This window comes from Streptomyces sp. B5E4 (assembly GCF_039871555.1).
Taxonomy (GTDB): Bacteria; Actinomycetota; Actinomycetes; order Streptomycetales; family Streptomycetaceae; genus Streptomyces.
The window spans coordinates 262,180-278,699 of the sequence record NZ_JBDPMI010000004.1; the positions used below are offsets into that span (position 1 = coordinate 262,180).

Consider the following 16,520-nt stretch of genomic DNA (forward strand, 5'->3'; position numbering starts at 1 on the left):
GCCTAAGTTTCTTGCCCCCGTCGTGAGGACAGCACCCATGAGGTCCCACCTGCTCAACGACCGCACCGCCGGCGCCTACCGTCGTACGGTCACCGCAGGCGTCGAGCACATCGCGGCCCGACTGGCCCATGCAGACCGCCCGTTCACGGGCATCACACCCCCCGCCCTCGCCCCGGTCGTCGACGCCGTCGACCTCGACCTCCCCCTCGGTGACGCCGGCGCCGCGCTGGCCGAGCTGGACCGGCTCTACCTGCGCGACGCCGTCTACTTCCACCACCCGCGCTACCTCGCCCACCTCAACTGCCCCGTCGTCATCCCCGCCGTGCTCGGCGAGGCGGTGCTCTCCGCCGTCAACTCCTCCCTGGACACCTGGGACCAGTCCGCCGGCGCCACCCTCATCGAGCGCCGCCTCGTCGACTGGACCGCCGCCCGCATCGGCCTCGGTCCGGCCGCGGACGGCGTGTTCACCTCCGGCGGCACCCAGTCCAACGTGCACGCCCTGCTGCTCGCCCGCGAGGAGGCGTGCGACGGCGTGCGCAAACAGCGGGGCGCCGGGCTGCGCACCGCCGAGATCCTCCCCCGGCTGCGCATCCTCGCCTCCGAGCACGGCCACTTCAGCGTCCGCAAGTCCGCCGCGCTGCTCGGCCTCGGCGAGGAGGCCGTCGTCGAGGTGCCGTGCGACGCGGAGCGCCGGATGCGGCCCGCCGCGCTGGCCGCGGCGCTCGCGGAGCTCCAGCACGACGGCCTCGTCCCCATGGCCGTCGTCGCCACCGCGGGTACCACCGACTTCGGCAGCGTCGACCCGCTGGCGCAGCTCGCCGGGCTGTGCGCCGGGTACGGCGTGTGGCTGCACGTGGACGCGGCGTACGGCTGCGGGCTGCTGGTCTCGGGCCGCCGCCGGCACCTGCTCGCCGGCATCGAGCGCGCCGACTCGGTGACCGTCGACTTCCACAAGTCCTTCTTCCAGCCGGTCAGTTCCTCGGCCGTGCTGGTACGGGACCGGGCGACCCTGCGGCACGCGACGTACCACGCGGACTACCTCAACCCCGAGCGCATGGCCGCCGAGCAGATCCCCAACCAGGTCGACAAGTCACTCCAGACCACCCGCAGGTTCGACGCGCTCAAGCTGTGGCTGACGCTGCGTGTCATGGGCGCCGACGGCGTGGGCGCGCTCTTCGACGAGGTCTGCGACCTCGCCGGGGCCGGGTGGCGGCTGCTGGACGCGGACCCCCGCTTCGAGGTCGTGGTCCGGCCGCAGTTGTCGACGCTGGTCTTCCGCTACGTCCCTGGAGGCCCGGCCGGCACCGACCCCGCTCTCGTCGACGCCGCCAACCTGCACGCCCGAGAACGGCTGGCCGCCTCCGGTGCCGCGATGGTCGCGGGCACCAAGGTCGACGGCCGGCACCACCTGAAGTTCACGCTGCTCAACCCCGAGACCACGACCGAGGACCTGGCCGCCGTCCTCGACCTCATAGCCGCGCACGCCGCCGACCACACCGGAGAATCCCTTGTCCCCGACGTCCCCGCCGCCTCCGCGGCCCCCGAAGTCCCCGCAGTCTCCGCCCTCCCCGCCCGCTGAGGACCGCGTCCACGACTTCGTCGCCGTCGGCCTCGGCCCGTTCAACCTGGGCCTGGCCTGTCTGACCGCGCCGGTCGACGGCCTCGACGGCGTCTTCCTGGAGCGCAAGCCCGACTTCGACTGGCACTCCGGGATGTTCATCGAAGGCAGCACGCTCCAGACGCCGTTCATGTCGGACCTCGTCACGCTGGCCGACCCCACGTCCCCGTACTCCTTCCTGAACTACCTGAAGGAGACCGGGCGGCTGTACTCCTTCTACATCCGCGAGAGCTTCTATCCCCTGCGCGAGGAGTTCAACGACTACTGCCGCTGGGCCGCCGCCAAACTCCCGGGCGTCCGCTTCGGCGAGGAGGTCACCGCCGTCGTACGGGACGCGGCGGACGGCACGTACGTCGTCCGCACCCCGCGCGGCACCTACCGCGGACGCCGCCTCGTCCTGGGCACCGGCACCCCGCCGTACGTGCCCGAGCCGTGCCGCGGCCTCGGCGGCGACGTCCTCCACAACAGCCGCTATCTGGAGCACCGCGAGCGGCTGCGCGCCAAGGAGTCGGTCACGATCGTCGGCAGCGGGCAGAGCGCCGCCGAGATCTACTACGACCTGCTCCAGGACCTCGGCCCCGACGGCTACCACCTCACCTGGGTGACCCGCTCGCCGCGGTTCTTCCCGCTGGAGTACACCAAGCTGACGCTGGAGATGACCTCCCCCGAGTACGTCGACTACTTCCACGCGCTGCCCCCGCCCGTCCGCGACCGGCTGAACCCCGCGCAGAAGAGCCTCTACAAGGGCATCAACACCGAGCTGATCGACGCCATCTTCGACCTGCTGTACGTCAAGTCCCGCCGCGGCCCCGTGCCGACCCGGCTGCTCACCAACACCGCCCTCGTCACCGCCGGGTACGCGGACGGCACGTACACCCTGGGGCTGCGCCACGAGGAGCAGGGCCGCGACTTCGAACTGGCCACCCAGGGCCTGGTGCTGGCCACCGGCTACCGCTATGCCGAGCCGCCCTTCCTCGCCGGCATCGCCGACCGGCTCGCGCGCGACGAGCAGGGGCGCTTCGCCGTCGCCCGCAACTACACCGTCGACCACGCGGGCCGCGAGGTCTTCGTCCAGAACGCCGAGCTGCACACCCACGGCTTCGCCGCCCCCGACCTCGGCATGGCCGCGTACCGCAACTCCTGCATCATCCGGGAGATGACCGGCCGCGAGGTCTACCCCGTCGAGAAGTCCATCGCCTTCCAGGAGTTCGGAGCGCCGGTCTGATGGAACTCACCCTGCGCCCCCTGGACCCGGTCCTGGACGCGCCGCTGCTGCACACCTGGGTCACCCACCCCAAGGCCGCGTTCTGGCTGATGCAGGGGTGCACGCCGGAGGAGGTCGAGAAGGAGTACGCACGGATCGCCGCCGATCCGCACCACGACGCCTTCCTGGGCCTCGCCGACGGCACCCCCGCCTTCCTCGCCGAGCGCTACGACCCGGCGCACCGCGAGCTGACCGGCGTCTACGCCGCCGAGGACGGCGACGTCGGGATGCACTTCCTCACCGCACCGGCGGACACCCCCGTGCACGGCTTCACCCGGGCGGTGATCACGGCGGTGATGGAGTGGCTGTTCGCGGACCCGGCGGTGCGCCGGGTCGTGGTCGAGCCCGACGCGCGCAACACCGCGGTGCACGCGCTCAACGAGGCCGTGGGCTTCCGCGTCGCGCGCCGCGTACGGATACCGGGCGCCCCGGGGAAGCCGGGCAAGGAAGCGCTGCTGAGCTTCTGCACCCGCGAGCAGTTCGCCGCCAAGCAGGCGGCCGAACCCTTCGACGCCACCGGGCACCTCACCCCCGGCCGCTGGGCGGAGGCCACCCGCCGGCTGCTGGCCAAGGCCATCGGGGAGTTCGCCCACGAGCGGCTGCTGACGCCGGAGCCGCGGGGGGTCGGCTCGTACGCGCTCCGGGCGGGGGACGCCGAATACCGCTTCGAGGCCCGGCGCTACGCGCTGGACCACTGGCGCGTCGACCCGCGCACCGTGTCCCGCCACGCCCCCGGCGACCCGCCGGAGGGCTCGGGGCTCGACGCGCTGCGGTTCTTCGCCGAACTCCGGGGACCGCTGGGGCTGAGCGCCGAGGTGCTGCCGGTGTACCTGGAGGAGATCACGTCCACGCTGGCGAGCACCGCGTACAAGCTCACCGGGCCCGAGGACGCCGACCTGGCGGCCGCGGACTTCCAGCGGATCGAGGCGGGGATGACGGAGGGCCACCCCTGCTTCGTCGCCAACAACGGGCGCCTCGGCCTGGGCGCGGCGGACTACCGCGCGTATGCCCCGGAGACGGGCGCCCGCACCCGCCTCGTCTGGCTCGCCGCCCACCGCGACCGGGCGACCTTCACCTGCGCCGCCGACCTCGACTACGACACGCTGCTGCGCGCGGAGCTGGGGCCGGCCGTGCTCGACGGCTTCGCGGCCCGGCTGCGGGCCCTGGGCCTGGACCCGGACGACTACCTGCTGATGCCCGCGCACCCCTGGCAGTGGGAGCACAAGCTCTCCGTCACCTTCGCGGGCGAGGTCGCCACGCGCCGGCTCGTGTACCTCGGCGAGAGCGCGGACACGTACCAGCCGCAGCAGTCGATACGGACCTTCTTCAACACCTCCACGCCGCGGCGGCACTACGTCAAGACCGCGATGTCCGTGCTCAACATGGGCTTCATGCGCGGGCTGTCGGCCGCGTACATGGAGGCCACCCCGGCGATCAACGACTGGGTCGCGGGGCTGGTCGACCAGGACGAGGTGCTGCGCGGCACGGGCCTGGAGATCCTGCGCGAACTGGCCGCCGTCGGCTACCGCCACGAGGCGTACGAGGCCGCCACCGCCCCCGGCTCGCCGTACCGCAAGATGCTCGCCGCGCTGTGGCGCGAGAGCCCGGTGCCGGGGCTCGCCGAGGGCGAGCGGCCGGCCACGATGGCGGCGCTGCTGCACACCGACCGCGCGGGCCGGCCGCTGGCGGCGGCGCTGATCGAGGGCTCGGGGCTGGCGCCCGAGGTGTGGCTGCGGCGGTATCTCGACGCGTATCTGACGCCGCTGCTGCACGCCTTCTACGCGTACGGGCTGGCGTTCATGCCGCACGGCGAGAACGTCATCCTCGTGCTGGACGAGACGGGGGCGGTGCGGCGCGCGCTGTTCAAGGACATCGCGGAGGAGGTCGTGGTCATGGACCCGGACCTGCCGCTGCCGCCGGCGGCGGAGCGCATCCGCGCCGAGGTCCCCGACGACATGCAACTGCTGTCGGTCTTCACGGACGTCTTCGACTGCTTCTTCCGCTTCCTGGCACCGCTGCTGGACGAGGCGGGGGTGCTGGCCGAGGAGGACTTCTGGCGGACGGTCGCGGCGTGCGCGCGGGACTACCGGGCGGCGGTGCCGGACCTCGCGGACCGGTTCGAGCGGCATGACCTGTTCGCGCCGGAGTTCGCGCTGTCGTGCCTCAACAGGCTCCAGTTGCGGGACAACCGGCAGATGGTCGACCTGACGGACCCGTCGGCGGCGCTGCAGTTGGTGGGCACGCTGCGCAACCCGCTGGCCCCGTACGCGGAGAGGTAGCAGCCGGGGGACGTGCCCCGCCCCACGTCCCCCTCATGCCCCCGCCACGCCCCTACGTGTCCCCCTTCGCGTGTCCCCCTCGCACCCGCCCCAGGGTAGGCCGCCCCACCGACAGAACCCGCGCCCCGGCGGACCCTCAGCCGGCCCCTCGGCACGACTCCTCCGTCAACCGCCTCAGTCGACCGCCCCTCAGCCGACCCCGCCGAACCGACCGCCCCTTCACCCCCGCAGCCGCGCGTTGAGCCGCGCCGCCTGCCGCGTCAGGTGGTCACGTTCCGGTATGTTCGGCGCCGCAGCGGCCGCCTGGGCGTACAGCCGGGCCGCCGTCTCCACGTCGCCGTCCCGCTCGTGCAGGTACGCCGCCACCGCCGCGTACCGCGGCAGCGACGGGTCGAGTTCCGCCAGCGCCGCCAGCCCCGCCCGCGCCCCGTCGGCCTCGCCCACCGCAACCGCCCGGTTGAGCCGGGCCACCGGGCTGCCGGTGAGACGTACCAGCTCGTCGTACCACTCCACGATCTGCACCCAGTCCGTCTCCGCCGCCTTCGGGGCGTCGGCGTGCAGCGCGGCGATCGCCGCCTGCGCCTGGAACTCGCCCAGCCGGTCCCGGGCCAGCGCGGCCTGGAGGATCCCGACGCCCTCGGCGATCAGCCCGGTGTCCCACAGCCCGCGGTCCTGCTCGGCGAGCGGTACGAGCCTGCCGTCCGGGCCGGTCCGCGCCGCCCGCCGCGCGTGGTGGAGCAGCATGAGCGCCAGCAGCCCCGCGGCCTCCTCGTGGCGGGTCATGGCCGCCACTTGCCGGGTGAGCCGGATCGCCTCGGCGGAGAGGTCGACATCGCCGGAGTAGCCCTCGTTGAAGACCAGGTACAGCACGCGCAGCACGGTGCCGACGTCGCCGGGCCGGTCGAACCGGACGCCGGAGACGGTCCGCTTGGCCCTGCTGATCCGCTGGGCCATGGTCGTCTCCGGCACCAGATAGGCGCGCGCGATCTGCCGCGTGGTCAGGCCGCCGACCGCGCGCAGCGTGAGCGCGACGGCCGAGGCCGGGGTCAGGGACGGGTGCGCGCACAGGAAGTAGAGCTGGAGCGTGTCGTCCACCGACCCGCCCCCGTCCGGCACGGGTTCGGCCTCGACCCGTTCCTCGCGCCGCCGCCGGGAGCTTTCGGCCCGTACGGTGTCGAGGAACTTGCGCCACGCCACCGTGATCAGCCACCCCTTGGGGTCCCGCGGCGCGTCGTCGTCCGGCCGGCCGCGTACGGCCTCGACCAGGGCGTCCTGCACGGCGTCCTCGGCCGCCGCGAAGTCTGCTCCGCGGCGGACGAGGACCCCGATGACCTCCGGCACCAGCTCCCGCAGCAGCGACTCGTTCACTCGGCGGCCGGGGCCTGCACACCGTAGGCCGGACGGATCTCCAGCCACTCGTGGATCGGCTTGCCGCCCGCGCCGGGCGCGGCGGACAGCTCGGCGGCCAGCTCCAGCGCGCGGTCGTAGGTCTCGACGTCGATCACCATCCAGCCGGCGATCAGGTCCTTGGTCTCGGCGAACGGTCCGTCGGTGACCGGGGGCCGGCCCTCGCCGTCGTAGCGGACGAAGGTGCCCTCGGGGGCGAGCGCCTGCTCGCCGACGAACTCGCCGGTCGCCTCCAGCCGGGCGGCGAAGTCACGCATGTACTGGATGTGGGCCGTGACCTCCTCCGGCTCCCACTGGTCCATCGGCACGTCGTTGACCGCCTCGGGCGCGCCCCGGTAGTGCTTGAGCAGCAGGTACTTGGCCATGATCTTCTCCTTGCTGAGGTACGGCCCATTGTGGGCCGCGTTCACCCCGGGGACGGAGCCGCGCGCCGGTTCTCGACATCCCCCGCGATAAAATCCCGGCCGAGGGCTCAGCGCAGCGCTTCCGCGCCCCGGGCGGCAGCCCGCAGGAAGAAGGGCACGGTCAGCAGCGAGGCCACCGCGAAGAAGCCGAACGCCGCCCGCGGCCCGGCGAGTTCCGCGAGCAGCCCGACCAGCCCGGCGCCCAGCGGCATCGCGCCCCAGGCGAACATCCGGTTCGCGGAGCTGAACCGGCCGAGCATCGCGTCCGGCACCGCCCGCTGGATGACCGTGCGGCTGTTGACCGTCCACAGCGTGCCGCCGAGCCCGCCGAGGAACGCCGCCGCGGCGACGGCGCGCGCGTCGGCGGTGAGCGCCGGGACGGCGGCCATCGCGGCGGTGCCGAAGAGGTCGGCGAGCATCACCCGGCGGCGGCCCAGCATCCGGTTGAGCCGGGTCACGGTGACGGCGCCGAGGAGCCCGCCGATGCCGAGCGCGCTGAGCAGGACGCCGTACGCGCCGGGGGGCAGGCCCATGTCCCGGGTCGCGTACAGCGGGATGAGCGCGAGCCAGGCGCCCCAGGTGCCGGAGAGGACGGTGAGGATGAGGGAGAGGGAGCGCAGCAGGCGGTGCCGCCAGAGGTAGCGGAGCCCTTCGGCGATCTGCCCGTTGACGGTGGTCGCACGCATCTCCTCCCCGCCACCGTTCTCGTACGCCGCGACACCGGCCCGGAACCGCCCGACGAGCAGCAGCAGCACGAGCGCCGCCGCGGCGTACGCGGCCCAGGTCGCGCCCAGCGCCCACCCCGCACCCAGCGCGATGAGCAGCCCGCCGACGAACGGCCCGGCGAACTCGCTGAACACCGTCTCCGCCCCGGCCATCCACGCGTTCGCCTTGTCCCGCCCGGCGGGCGGGACGGCGGCGGGGACGAGGGCGGTGGCCGCCGTGGAGGCGACGACATCGGCTATGCCGAGGGCCGCGCCGGCGGCGGCCAGCAGCGCGAGGGACAGATCACCGCTCGCCGCGGCGGCGAGCAGCGGCACCATCGCGAGCAGCCGCAGCACGTTGACGATCCACAGCAGCCGGCGGCGGTCGACGCGGTCGACGAGCACGCCGGCATGCAGGGCGACGAGCAGCCAGGGCAGGGAGATCGCCAGCGCCACCCCGGTGACCTGCGCGGGAGAGCCGCCGGCGCGGACGGCGAGCAGCGGCAGGGCCATCTTCACGACGCCGTCGGCGAGGTTCGTGACGGCGGTGAACGCGACGAGCACGGCGGTGTTGCGGCGCCCGGCGTCGCGCCCGCCCCGTAGCCGGTCGTCCTCCAGAACCCCGGATGCACCCATGACGCCCCCCTCTAACCGCCTAAGCCGTTTACCGGTGAGGCGAAGTTACCACCAAACGCGATAGCCGGTAAAGTGGACCGCATGCGCGCGCCTCCCCGGGCCGCCGAGCTGGTGGCCGACTTCGCCAACACCCTCGACATCCATGCCGGTACGGACACGCTGAGCACCCCGGACGAACTGGCCGGCTGGCTGACGGCCCACGACCTGCCCGTCGCCGGCACCCCCGGCCCCGCCCTGCACGCGGCGGCCGTCGCCCTCCGCGCCGGCATCCGCGAGCACCTGGGCACCCACGTCGGCGACACCCCCGACCCCGCCGTCACGGCAGCGGCCGACGCGGCCCTCACCCGCTTCCCGCTCCACCTCACCGCCGACGGCACCCCCGTCCCCGCCCCCGGCCTCACGGACACCGAGCGCGCGCTCACGGAGCTGGCCCTCGCCTGGAGCACGCTGACGATCACCGGCGACGCCGCCCGCCTCAAGCGCTGCGCGGAGCACACCTGCCACGAGGTGTTCTGGGACACGTCGAAGAACCGCAGCAAGCGCTGGTGCTCGATGCAGGGCTGCGGCAACCGCGCCAAGGCCCGCACCTACGCCGCCCGCCGCGCCGCCCCCTCCGCCTGAACCGCCCTCCCCCATGCCTCCGGGGATCCGGGGCGTGACGTTTCCCGGCCGGGGTGCGCTGTCCCTGGTGGGGCCGGGACGGCCGGCCCGCGAATCCAGGGAAGGGACGCAGATGCGACCCAGACACGCCGCGTTAGCACTCGCCCTCGTCGTCGCCACGAGCCTGGCGCTGGGAGGAAGCGCCACGGCCGACGAGACGACGGGGGAGGGCCGGATCGTCGCGCTGGACTACACGGAGGAGCCCCAGCTGCTGGTCGCGCTGGACCCGACGACCGGAACCGTCACCGACACCCGGGCCCTACCCCGGAACGCGGGGAGCGGCGCCCTCTCCCCCGACGGCTCTCAACTGATCTACATCCAGCTCCGGGACGAGTGCATACCCCAGCACGAGGGCTGCAGGTACGTCAGGGACCTCTGGATAGCGGACGCCGACGGCGGCAACGCGCGCGTGCTGGTCGAGGGGACGACGGAGACGCCCGACGAGGCGGTCTGGGCGCCGGACGGCAAGCACGTCCTCTTCCGTACCGAGAGGCTGGAGTGGATCGCCCCGGACGGCACGGGCCGCGAGGTGCTCGACAACACACGCGGCCACGACGCCTCGTTCTCCCCCGACGGCAAGAGCCTCGCCTTCATGCGGACCACCTGCTGGTACGAAGGAGACTACAAGGAGTGCGGCCGGGACCCCTACGTGATGCATCTGGCGTCACGCGAGGTCCGCGCTCTGACCACCGACCACCGGGGCGGCGAGTCCACACCGGCCGACTGGTCCGCCGACAGCCAGCGCATCGTCTACTCCACGGGCTACGGCCTGCGGTCCGTCGACGTGACCACCGGAGCCTCCCTCAGCCTGCCGCTCCCGGTCTACGCCTTCACCCCGGTCTTCTCCCCCGACGGCAGCCGCATCGCCTTCGCCGGCCTGGACGACGCCACCTACACGAAGAAGGTTTACGTCACGGACGCCGCCCCTGGCGCCGACGTCACCGTGCTCAACGACAGGCTCATGAACCTCAAGGACTGGCTCCCGGAGTAACAGCCTCCCGGCACGGCAGCCGCACAACGCAGTCAGGCCCGGTACTCCGCATCGGAGTACCGGGCCTGACCTGCGCTTTCGTGAGGGTGAGTGACGGGACTTGAACCCGCGGCCACCTGGACCACAACCAGGTGCTCTACCATCTGAGCTACACCCACCGTGAGCTGATGCTTCCGCACCGGCCGACTAGAAGTGTACAGGGTCGCAGACGGTGCTCGCTTCCGGCTTTCCCGCCCCGGAGGGCTTGGCTACGAGCCGTCCGCCGCCAGGGTGTGCCGGGCCGCGATGCCCTTGGCGGTCTCCGAATCCGGGCCCGGTGGGGGGACGAAGACCGCCTCGCGGTAGTAGCGGAGTTCGGCGATGCTCTCCCGGATGTCCGCGAGGGCGCGGTGGTTGCCCGCCTTCTCGGGGCTGTTGAAGTAGGCCCGCGGGTACCAGCGGCGGGCCAGCTCCTTGACCGAGGAGACGTCCACGATGCGGTAGTGCAGGTGGCCCTCCAGGTTCGGCATGTCCCGGCTGAGGAAGCCGCGGTCGGTGCTGACGGAGTTGCCGCAGAGCGGGGCGCGGCCCGGCTCGGGGACGAACTCGCGTACGTAGGCCAGCACCTGGCGCTCCGCGTCCGCCAGCGTCGTGCCGCCGGCCAGCTCGTCGAGCAGGCCGGAGGCCGTGTGCATGGCGCGTACGACGTCGGGCATGGAGGCGAGGGCCGCGGCCGGGGGCCGGATGACGATGTCGACGCCGTCACCGAGCACGTTCAGCTCCGAGTCGGTGACGAGCGCGGCCACCTCGACGAGCGCGTCGTCGGTCAGCGAGAGGCCCGTCATCTCGCAGTCGATCCAGACCATCCGATCGTTCATGGCCCTCACCCTACGTGCCGGTCCCGCTGTCCCGGCACGGTCGCGCGCCGCACGAGGGCGCCCCGGTGCCGCGGCGGGTGCGGCTCGGGGTGGCCGGGCGCGTACGCGTCGGACTGCGGCTTCTCGGCGGCGTCCAGGCCGCCTCCCGCGCCGCCCGCGACCCCCGCGGGCGCGCTGCCGCCGGGTGGCTGCGGGCGCCGCGGCGCCGGCACCGTGGGGGGTTCCGGCGGCGGTACGGCCTGGGGGTTACGGGCCCGGTAGGCGGCCCGGTACGCGGCCGGGGAGGAGCCGAGCTGGCGGCGGAAGTGCCCGCGCAGCGCGACCGGCGAGCGGAAGCCGCAGCGCCCTGCCACTTCGTCCACGGAGAAGTCCGACGTCTCCAGCAGCCGCTGCGCCTGAAGCACCCGCTGGGTGATCAGCCACTGCAGCGGTGCGCTGCCGGTGAGCGAGCGGAACCGCCGGTCGAACGTGCGTCGGCTCATGTACGCGCGGGCCGCCAGAGTCTCCACGTCGAACTGCTCGTGCAGGTTCTCCAGCGCCCAGGCCACGACCTCCGCCAGCGGGTCTCCGCCGATCTCCTCGGGTAAAGACCTGTCGAGGTAGCGCTCCTGGCCGCTGCCGCGCCGCGCGGGCACCACCAGCCTCCGGGAGAGTGCGGCGGCGGCCTCGGCGCCGTGGTCCTGGCGCACCAGGTGCAGGCACAGGTCGATGCCGGCGGCCGTGCTCGCCGAGGTCAGGATGTCGCCGTCGTCGACGAACAGCTCGCGCGGGTCCATGTGGACCGACGGGTAGCGCTTGGCGAGCGTCGGCGCGTACATCCAGTGCGTGGTCGCCGGGCGGCCGTCGAGCAGCCCGGCCGCGGCGAGCGCGAACGCGCCGGTGCAGAGCCCGACGATGCGGGCGCCGTCCTCGTGCGCCCGGCGCAGCGCGTCGAGCGCCGCGGCGGGCGGCGGCTGGGTGATGGAGCGCCACGCGGGCACGACGACGGTGCCGGCTCTGGCCAGCGCTTCCAGCCCGTACGGAGCCGAGAGCTCCAGGCCGCCGGTGGTCCGCAGCGGGCCGTCCTCACCGGCGCAGACCAGCAGCCGGTACCGGGGGGTGCCGGCGTCCTGGCGGTCGACTCCGAAGACGGAGAGGGGGATGGAGTTCTCGAAGACGGGGCCACCGCTGAACAGCAGCACGGCGACTACCTCGCGGCGCCGCCGGGGCGGGCGTGGTGCCTCGCCTCGCACCGCGGCTGCCGCCGCCTCGGGTGGGCGTGGCCCGCCGGACCGGATCGTTGCGCCCGCTCCGGTGGAGTCCTGGCTCATGACGCTAAGCCCCCTCGCTTCTCTCTTCCTCCGCGTCCTGCACCTACACCCCCGGGACGATCTCGGTCTCTCGGCCAAGATCAAATCTACTGCGTGCCGTCCGGCGGACCGGACAGGTTCAGCCCCGCACCTATAACGACAGGTAAACCGTGTCTTGTGTGACACGCGTGGCAGGTTCGGCCCTACCTCTATGTCGACAAGGAAACCTGGCGTGAAGCTTTCGATCGCGAACGGTTCCACTGGTTCACGCAACAGGGAAGGCCACCCCCCTCCGGTTCTCCGACGTGCAGGGCTCGTGCGCCCCGACTGCGCCCCCAGCCCCCCGAGCCCGGAACGTTCCAGCCTTAAGTCTCGCAACTCCGGTGCGCAGAAGGGAAGTTGGCCGAAAAGATCGGGTCACAGGAGGTTGTCCCCTCAACCACGGGCGTACGGGCGCACTCAGCCGCGAAAACGCCGGTGACCGCCCCGGCCCCGCCGTGTCCTGCGGTGCGACCCCGGCGCAACTGCCACGTTCGTCTTCGCGGCGGCGACGACGGCCCCGGGGGGCGCGGCGACAGCGCACGGGAGCGTGGGGGGCGGCACGAAGGGCGGTCGCGTGATCCCTGAGCGCCGCCGCCATGCGCCCCCCGACCGCGCCCGGGACCGATCGCCGGGCGCCGCGCCGCCCCGTCGGCGTTGCGCGGGACGCCGCACTGGGGCATGCTCCTGTGAACCGTTCGCCGGGGCCGCCTGGCATACCGCCGCCCGCCCCTGGGCAAGGGAGGTAGTGTCGCCGTACCCTTGTTGTACGGGATTGGGAAGATGATTCCCGGACACAGCAAGCCCGGATACAACAAGCCGCGCCCCTCCAGCCACGAGGATTCCCTTCGCCGAGACACCGATGGCCGGTCACGAATTCCCCGAACCCGCGGACCGCAAGCCGGTCGCCGATCCCACGGCGGACCTGGAAGCGGCGGCCGAGTCGCGCCAAGGCTGCGATCCCGCTTTCAAGCACGGCGTCGTCTGCGGCTTCGACGGCTCCACGTCCAGTGAACGCGCCCTGGCCTACGCGGTCGGGATGGCGCGGCGGCTGGGCTGCGGCCTGATCATCGTGCACGTCGCCAACCGGCTGCCCACCACCGTCTGGGCCGGCTGCGAGCCGCCCGTCTTCGTGGACGTGCCGGACCACCGCACCGAAGTGCTCGGGCTGGAACTCGCCTGCGCCGACTATCTGTCGGACGTGCCCTGGATCCTCGTCGAGCGTGGTGGCGACATCTGTCACGAACTGGAGGAAGTCGGCCGGGAGTACGAGGCCGACGCCATCGTGGTCGGCTCCACGCAGGGCATCGTGGGCCGCATCTTCGGCTCGGTCGCGGGCCGCCTCGCCCGCCGGGCGCAGCGGCCCGTCGTCGTCGTCCCGTAGCCGCCCCCGCGCGCGTTTGCGCCGGTCGCGCCGGGCATGCGCGCGGTCACGCACCCCCCGGAGAAATCTACTCGCGGGTAGATGTGGGTTGTGAATTTGTGAGGGGCATATAGGGGACACGACGACGCGCTGCCGACCGGGAGGTGACGGTCCCCGGTACGGCAGCGGCACCGCCGGCGTATTGGGCGACGCCGGCACAGGGGAGGCGGCCCTCTGCGCGACGTGGTGGCACGCGCAGAGGGCCGCTCTTTCGCCTCCCGCCGGGGGGCGACGATCCCTCGCTGTGCCGCCCCGGGCCCGCGGCCGGGGTCTCAGCGGTCGCGGCGGTGGGCCGCCGGTGATCCGCCCGTGCGCCGCCCGGCGTTGAGGACCAGGCGGGCCAGCCGGCTGATGAACTCGGTCTGCAGGGTGGTCTGGTCGCGTACGGGGATCCAGCGGGGCCCGAAGTCCGCGGCGTAGCTGCGGCGCCAGCGGGTGAGCAGCGTCTCGGCCGCCGGGCCGAGGGGATGGCCGTCGGTCGCGCGGGCGAGCATCGCCGCGGCCCGCAGCGGCAGTCGCTGGGCGGCCATCCGCAGCGCGAGGGCACCGCCGGCGGTCGCCGCGGGCGGCGGGCTGCCCGGCGAGGGCGGCGCGGACCACTGCGCGGCGTTGGTGAAGCAGGCTTCGGTCAGCCACGCCGCGGCGTCCAGCAGCGGCCCGGGGGCGGCACCGAGTCCGGTACGGGCCTCGTCCAGCAGCCCCGCCAACCGGTCGGCCTGCGCGCGCAGCTGTCCCACCGCCTGCCCGACGACCAGCGCGGGCGCCTCGGCGGGCCGGAGGTCGGCGATGGCCTCGACGGCCCAGACGGGCGTCTCGACGACGGCGGTGACCGTGCCGTACCGCAGCGGGTGGAACCAGGTCGACCGGCTCAGCCAGTCGCGGTGGACGACGTTGGCGTCGAGCCCCGCCCCCGCGGCCATGAGGAACACACCCGGGCCCGCGCCGGGCATGTGCAGCGTGTCCACCGGGGCCGCGGCCAGCGGCACGGCGAGGCCGGCGGCGGCGTCCGCGAGCGCGGCGGGGGCGCCCGGCAGGTCGTGGGTGAGCTGCGCCCAGGCGCCGCCGACGTCGTTGGCGTGCAGGGAGAACTGCACCGCCGGGCGCAGCTCGTCCAGCACGGTCAGCAGCGCCCGGGTCTCCGGCAGCGGCGCGGCCCGCCGGCCGGGCGGCGGCAGCCACTCGGGCTGCTGGTCGGCGGCGGGCCGGTAGAAGTGGCGGAGCTGGCGCTCCAGGGTGCCGGGGTGGCGGGTCCAGGGCTCGGTGTGGCGGGCGCCGTCCGGGTCCAGGCAGAGCAGGAAGTGCCAGGCGGCGTCGCGCTCCTGCCGGCGGTCACGCACCTCGGGCCCGGCGCGGCCGGTACGTCCGCCGCGTACGGCGCGGTAGGCCAGGTCGGCGACGGCGGCGCCCCCGGCCGGCTCGTTCGGATGCGCGCCGCTGACCACCAGGACGTTCCTGGAGCCGTGGCCGACGGAGAGCAGCCACAGTGGCTCCCCCGCGCGGGATTCGCCGACCTGCCGCAGCCGGCAGCGGGACGGATGGCGCCGTGCCAGGTCGCGGGCGGTCCGGGTGAGGTCGTCCACGGTGGGGTAACGGTGCCGCGCCAACGCGGGGACGCCGACCGGCATCACTCGCCGCTGGGGTTGCTGTCGCCTGTCGTCTCCTTCTTCTTGAGACGACGGATCCTGATCTCCTGCATCGCGCCTCCCTCCCACCTGGTCAACTCTGTGTGCTTGAAACGACTCACTCAGTAGTGCACATTGGGCCGCGTCGGTGCAAGGCTTCCTGGCGCATCATCCTGGAGTGGGGTATGGCGGTGGGACGGTGGGCACGGCCACGGGTCAAACCGGAGCACCGCGGCTATCGCACCGTGGCGGGGAACGTCCGTATCGGCAGCGTGATCCACGGCGTCGGCGCGGAGATCGAGGACCCGCGGGGCTGGGTCTGGACGCTGGTCGAAGCCGCCGACGGCACCCGCAGCGCGCAGGACATCGTCACCGCGGTGCGCACCCGGCACGAGGAGATCGAACCCGGCGACGTCACCGCGGCGTTGGAGCGGCTGGCCGCGGCGGGCTTCCTCGAGGACGCGGCCGCGCCGCTGCCCGCGCAGTTCTCGCCCCGGGAGGCCGAGCGCTACAGCCGGGGCGTCACGCTGCTGCGCTGGATGGATCTCGGCGCGCGCGCCAGCGCGTGGGAGGCGCAACTGCGGCTGAAGGAGGCCCGGGTGCTCGTCCTGGGCGTCGGGGGTACGGGGGGAGCCGCCGCCTGGCACCTGGCCGCCTCGGGCGTCGGCCATCTGCACCTGGTCGACGACGACCGGGTGGAACTGTCGAATCTCAACCGGCAGATGCTCTACGCGGAGGCGGACGTGGGACGGCGGAAGGCCGAGGCGGCCGTGCAGCGACTCGCCGGCCTCAACCCCGACGTCCGCGTCACCGGCGAGGTACGCCGGATCGCCACCACCGGGCAGCTCGCCGCGCTCCTCGACTCCTCGCCCCGGTACGACGTGTTCGTGCTGGGCGCCGACGGGCCGCCGCAGATACGCCGCTGGGCGAACCGGGCCTGCCTGGCCGCCGGACTGCCGTGGGTCGACGGCGGCTACAGCGGGCCGCTGGTCACGGCGGGCATCCACCGGCCCGGCACCGGCGGGTGCTGGGAGTGCCTGCACGACCAGGCGCGGGAACAGGCCGACCTCGGCCTGCCCCCCGGGGCGGACGAGCCCGACACCTCCGCCCACCTGCCGTGGAACCCGGCCAACGCCGTCACCGCGGGCTTATCCGGCGCGCTCGTCGCGTACGGTGCCCTGGCCCTGCTGACCGGCGTCCCGCCGCTCGACCCCGGCATCCGCTTCGGGATCAACCTGATGGTGCCCGGCGACGAGGTGACCGTCCGGCTGCCCCGCCGCCCGGACTGCCCCGCCTGCGGCAGCCCCCGGTGAGCCACCACGGCGGC

Annotated in this window: 13 protein-coding genes and 1 tRNA gene; 7 read left to right on the top strand and 7 right to left on the bottom strand. The window is 73.7% G+C overall.

Translation table 11 applies throughout. From position 1 onward, the window contains the following. Window positions 1–37 precede the first annotated feature (37 nt). The 3 genes from ABGA99_RS08275 to ABGA99_RS08285 are packed head-to-tail and all read left to right on the top strand — an operon-like array spanning window position 38 to window position 5,161. On the top strand, window positions 38–1,579 hold the full coding sequence (locus tag ABGA99_RS08275; RefSeq protein WP_347582417.1) for an aspartate aminotransferase family protein: 1,542 nt from the start codon (window positions 38–40) through the stop codon (window positions 1,577–1,579). After that, window positions 1,509–2,843: a lysine N(6)-hydroxylase/L-ornithine N(5)-oxygenase family protein gene (locus ABGA99_RS08280; protein ID WP_347576662.1), complete on the top strand. Its 1,335-nt coding sequence runs from the start codon at window positions 1,509–1,511 to the stop codon at window positions 2,841–2,843. Before ABGA99_RS08275 ends, ABGA99_RS08280 begins: the two co-directional genes overlap by 71 nt. Then, a complete protein-coding gene (locus ABGA99_RS08285) occupies window positions 2,843–5,161 on the top strand; it encodes a GNAT family N-acetyltransferase (protein ID WP_347576663.1) in 2,319 nt (772 codons plus the stop codon). The genes ABGA99_RS08280 and ABGA99_RS08285 overlap by 1 nt, the downstream gene beginning before the upstream one ends. Window positions 5,162–5,380: 219 nt before the next feature. Here ABGA99_RS08285 and ABGA99_RS08290 read toward each other — a convergent pair whose 3' ends face one another. The 3 genes from ABGA99_RS08290 to ABGA99_RS08300 all read right to left on the bottom strand — a co-directional run bounded on the left by ABGA99_RS08290 (window position 5,381) and on the right by ABGA99_RS08300 (window position 8,312). After that, entirely contained in the window at window positions 5,381–6,529 is a 1,149-nt protein-coding gene (locus ABGA99_RS08290; protein WP_347576664.1) for a DUF6596 domain-containing protein, read from the bottom strand. After that, a complete protein-coding gene (locus tag ABGA99_RS08295; RefSeq protein WP_347576665.1) occupies window positions 6,526–6,933 on the bottom strand; it encodes a YciI family protein in 408 nt (135 codons plus the stop codon). Before ABGA99_RS08295 ends, ABGA99_RS08290 begins: the two co-directional genes overlap by 4 nt. Before the next feature lie 107 nt (window positions 6,934–7,040). Beyond that, window positions 7,041–8,312, bottom strand: a complete 1,272-nt coding sequence (locus ABGA99_RS08300) for an MFS transporter (protein WP_347582418.1) — start codon at window positions 8,310–8,312, stop codon at window positions 7,041–7,043. A gap of 81 nt (window positions 8,313–8,393) precedes the next feature. On the opposite strand from ABGA99_RS08300, the gene ABGA99_RS08305 reads away from it, so the two are divergent. Both ABGA99_RS08305 and ABGA99_RS08310 read left to right on the top strand, forming a co-directional pair. Continuing rightward, on the top strand, window positions 8,394–8,933 hold the full coding sequence (locus ABGA99_RS08305) for a CGNR zinc finger domain-containing protein (protein WP_347576667.1): 540 nt from the start codon (window positions 8,394–8,396) through the stop codon (window positions 8,931–8,933). Window positions 8,934–9,045: 112 nt separating this feature from the next. Continuing rightward, window positions 9,046–9,963: a hypothetical protein gene (locus ABGA99_RS08310; protein WP_347576668.1), complete on the top strand. Its 918-nt coding sequence runs from the start codon at window positions 9,046–9,048 to the stop codon at window positions 9,961–9,963. Window positions 9,964–10,048: 85 nt separating this feature from the next. Here ABGA99_RS08310 and ABGA99_RS08315 read toward each other — a convergent pair. From ABGA99_RS08315 to ABGA99_RS08325, 3 genes are all read right to left on the bottom strand, one after another. Beyond that, window positions 10,049–10,121 (bottom strand) — tRNA-His (locus tag ABGA99_RS08315). Window positions 10,122–10,211: 90 nt separating this feature from the next. Continuing rightward, window positions 10,212–10,820, bottom strand: coding sequence for an oligoribonuclease (gene orn, locus ABGA99_RS08320; RefSeq protein ID WP_347576669.1), 609 nt, complete (start codon window positions 10,818–10,820; stop codon window positions 10,212–10,214). A 5-nt stretch (window positions 10,821–10,825) separates the two neighbouring features. Then, a complete protein-coding gene (locus tag ABGA99_RS08325; RefSeq protein ID WP_347576759.1) occupies window positions 10,826–12,052 on the bottom strand; it encodes a helix-turn-helix domain-containing protein in 1,227 nt (408 codons plus the stop codon). 958 nt (window positions 12,053–13,010) lie between these two features. On the opposite strand from ABGA99_RS08325, the gene ABGA99_RS08330 reads away from it, so the two are divergent. Further along, the gene (locus ABGA99_RS08330) at window positions 13,011–13,532 is read left to right on the top strand and encodes a universal stress protein (protein ID WP_347576670.1); all 522 of its coding nucleotides are present in this window, start codon (window positions 13,011–13,013) and stop codon (window positions 13,530–13,532) included. A 311-nt stretch (window positions 13,533–13,843) separates the two neighbouring features. On the opposite strand, the gene ABGA99_RS08335 is transcribed toward ABGA99_RS08330, so the two are convergent. After that, window positions 13,844–15,151, bottom strand: coding sequence for a M14 family zinc carboxypeptidase (locus ABGA99_RS08335; RefSeq protein ID WP_347582419.1), 1,308 nt, complete (start codon window positions 15,149–15,151; stop codon window positions 13,844–13,846). 227 nt (window positions 15,152–15,378) lie between these two features. On the opposite strand from ABGA99_RS08335, the gene ABGA99_RS08340 reads away from it, so the two are divergent. After that, window positions 15,379–16,506, top strand: a complete 1,128-nt coding sequence (locus tag ABGA99_RS08340) for a ThiF family adenylyltransferase (protein ID WP_347582420.1) — start codon at window positions 15,379–15,381, stop codon at window positions 16,504–16,506. Window positions 16,507–16,520: the final 14 nt, after the last annotated feature.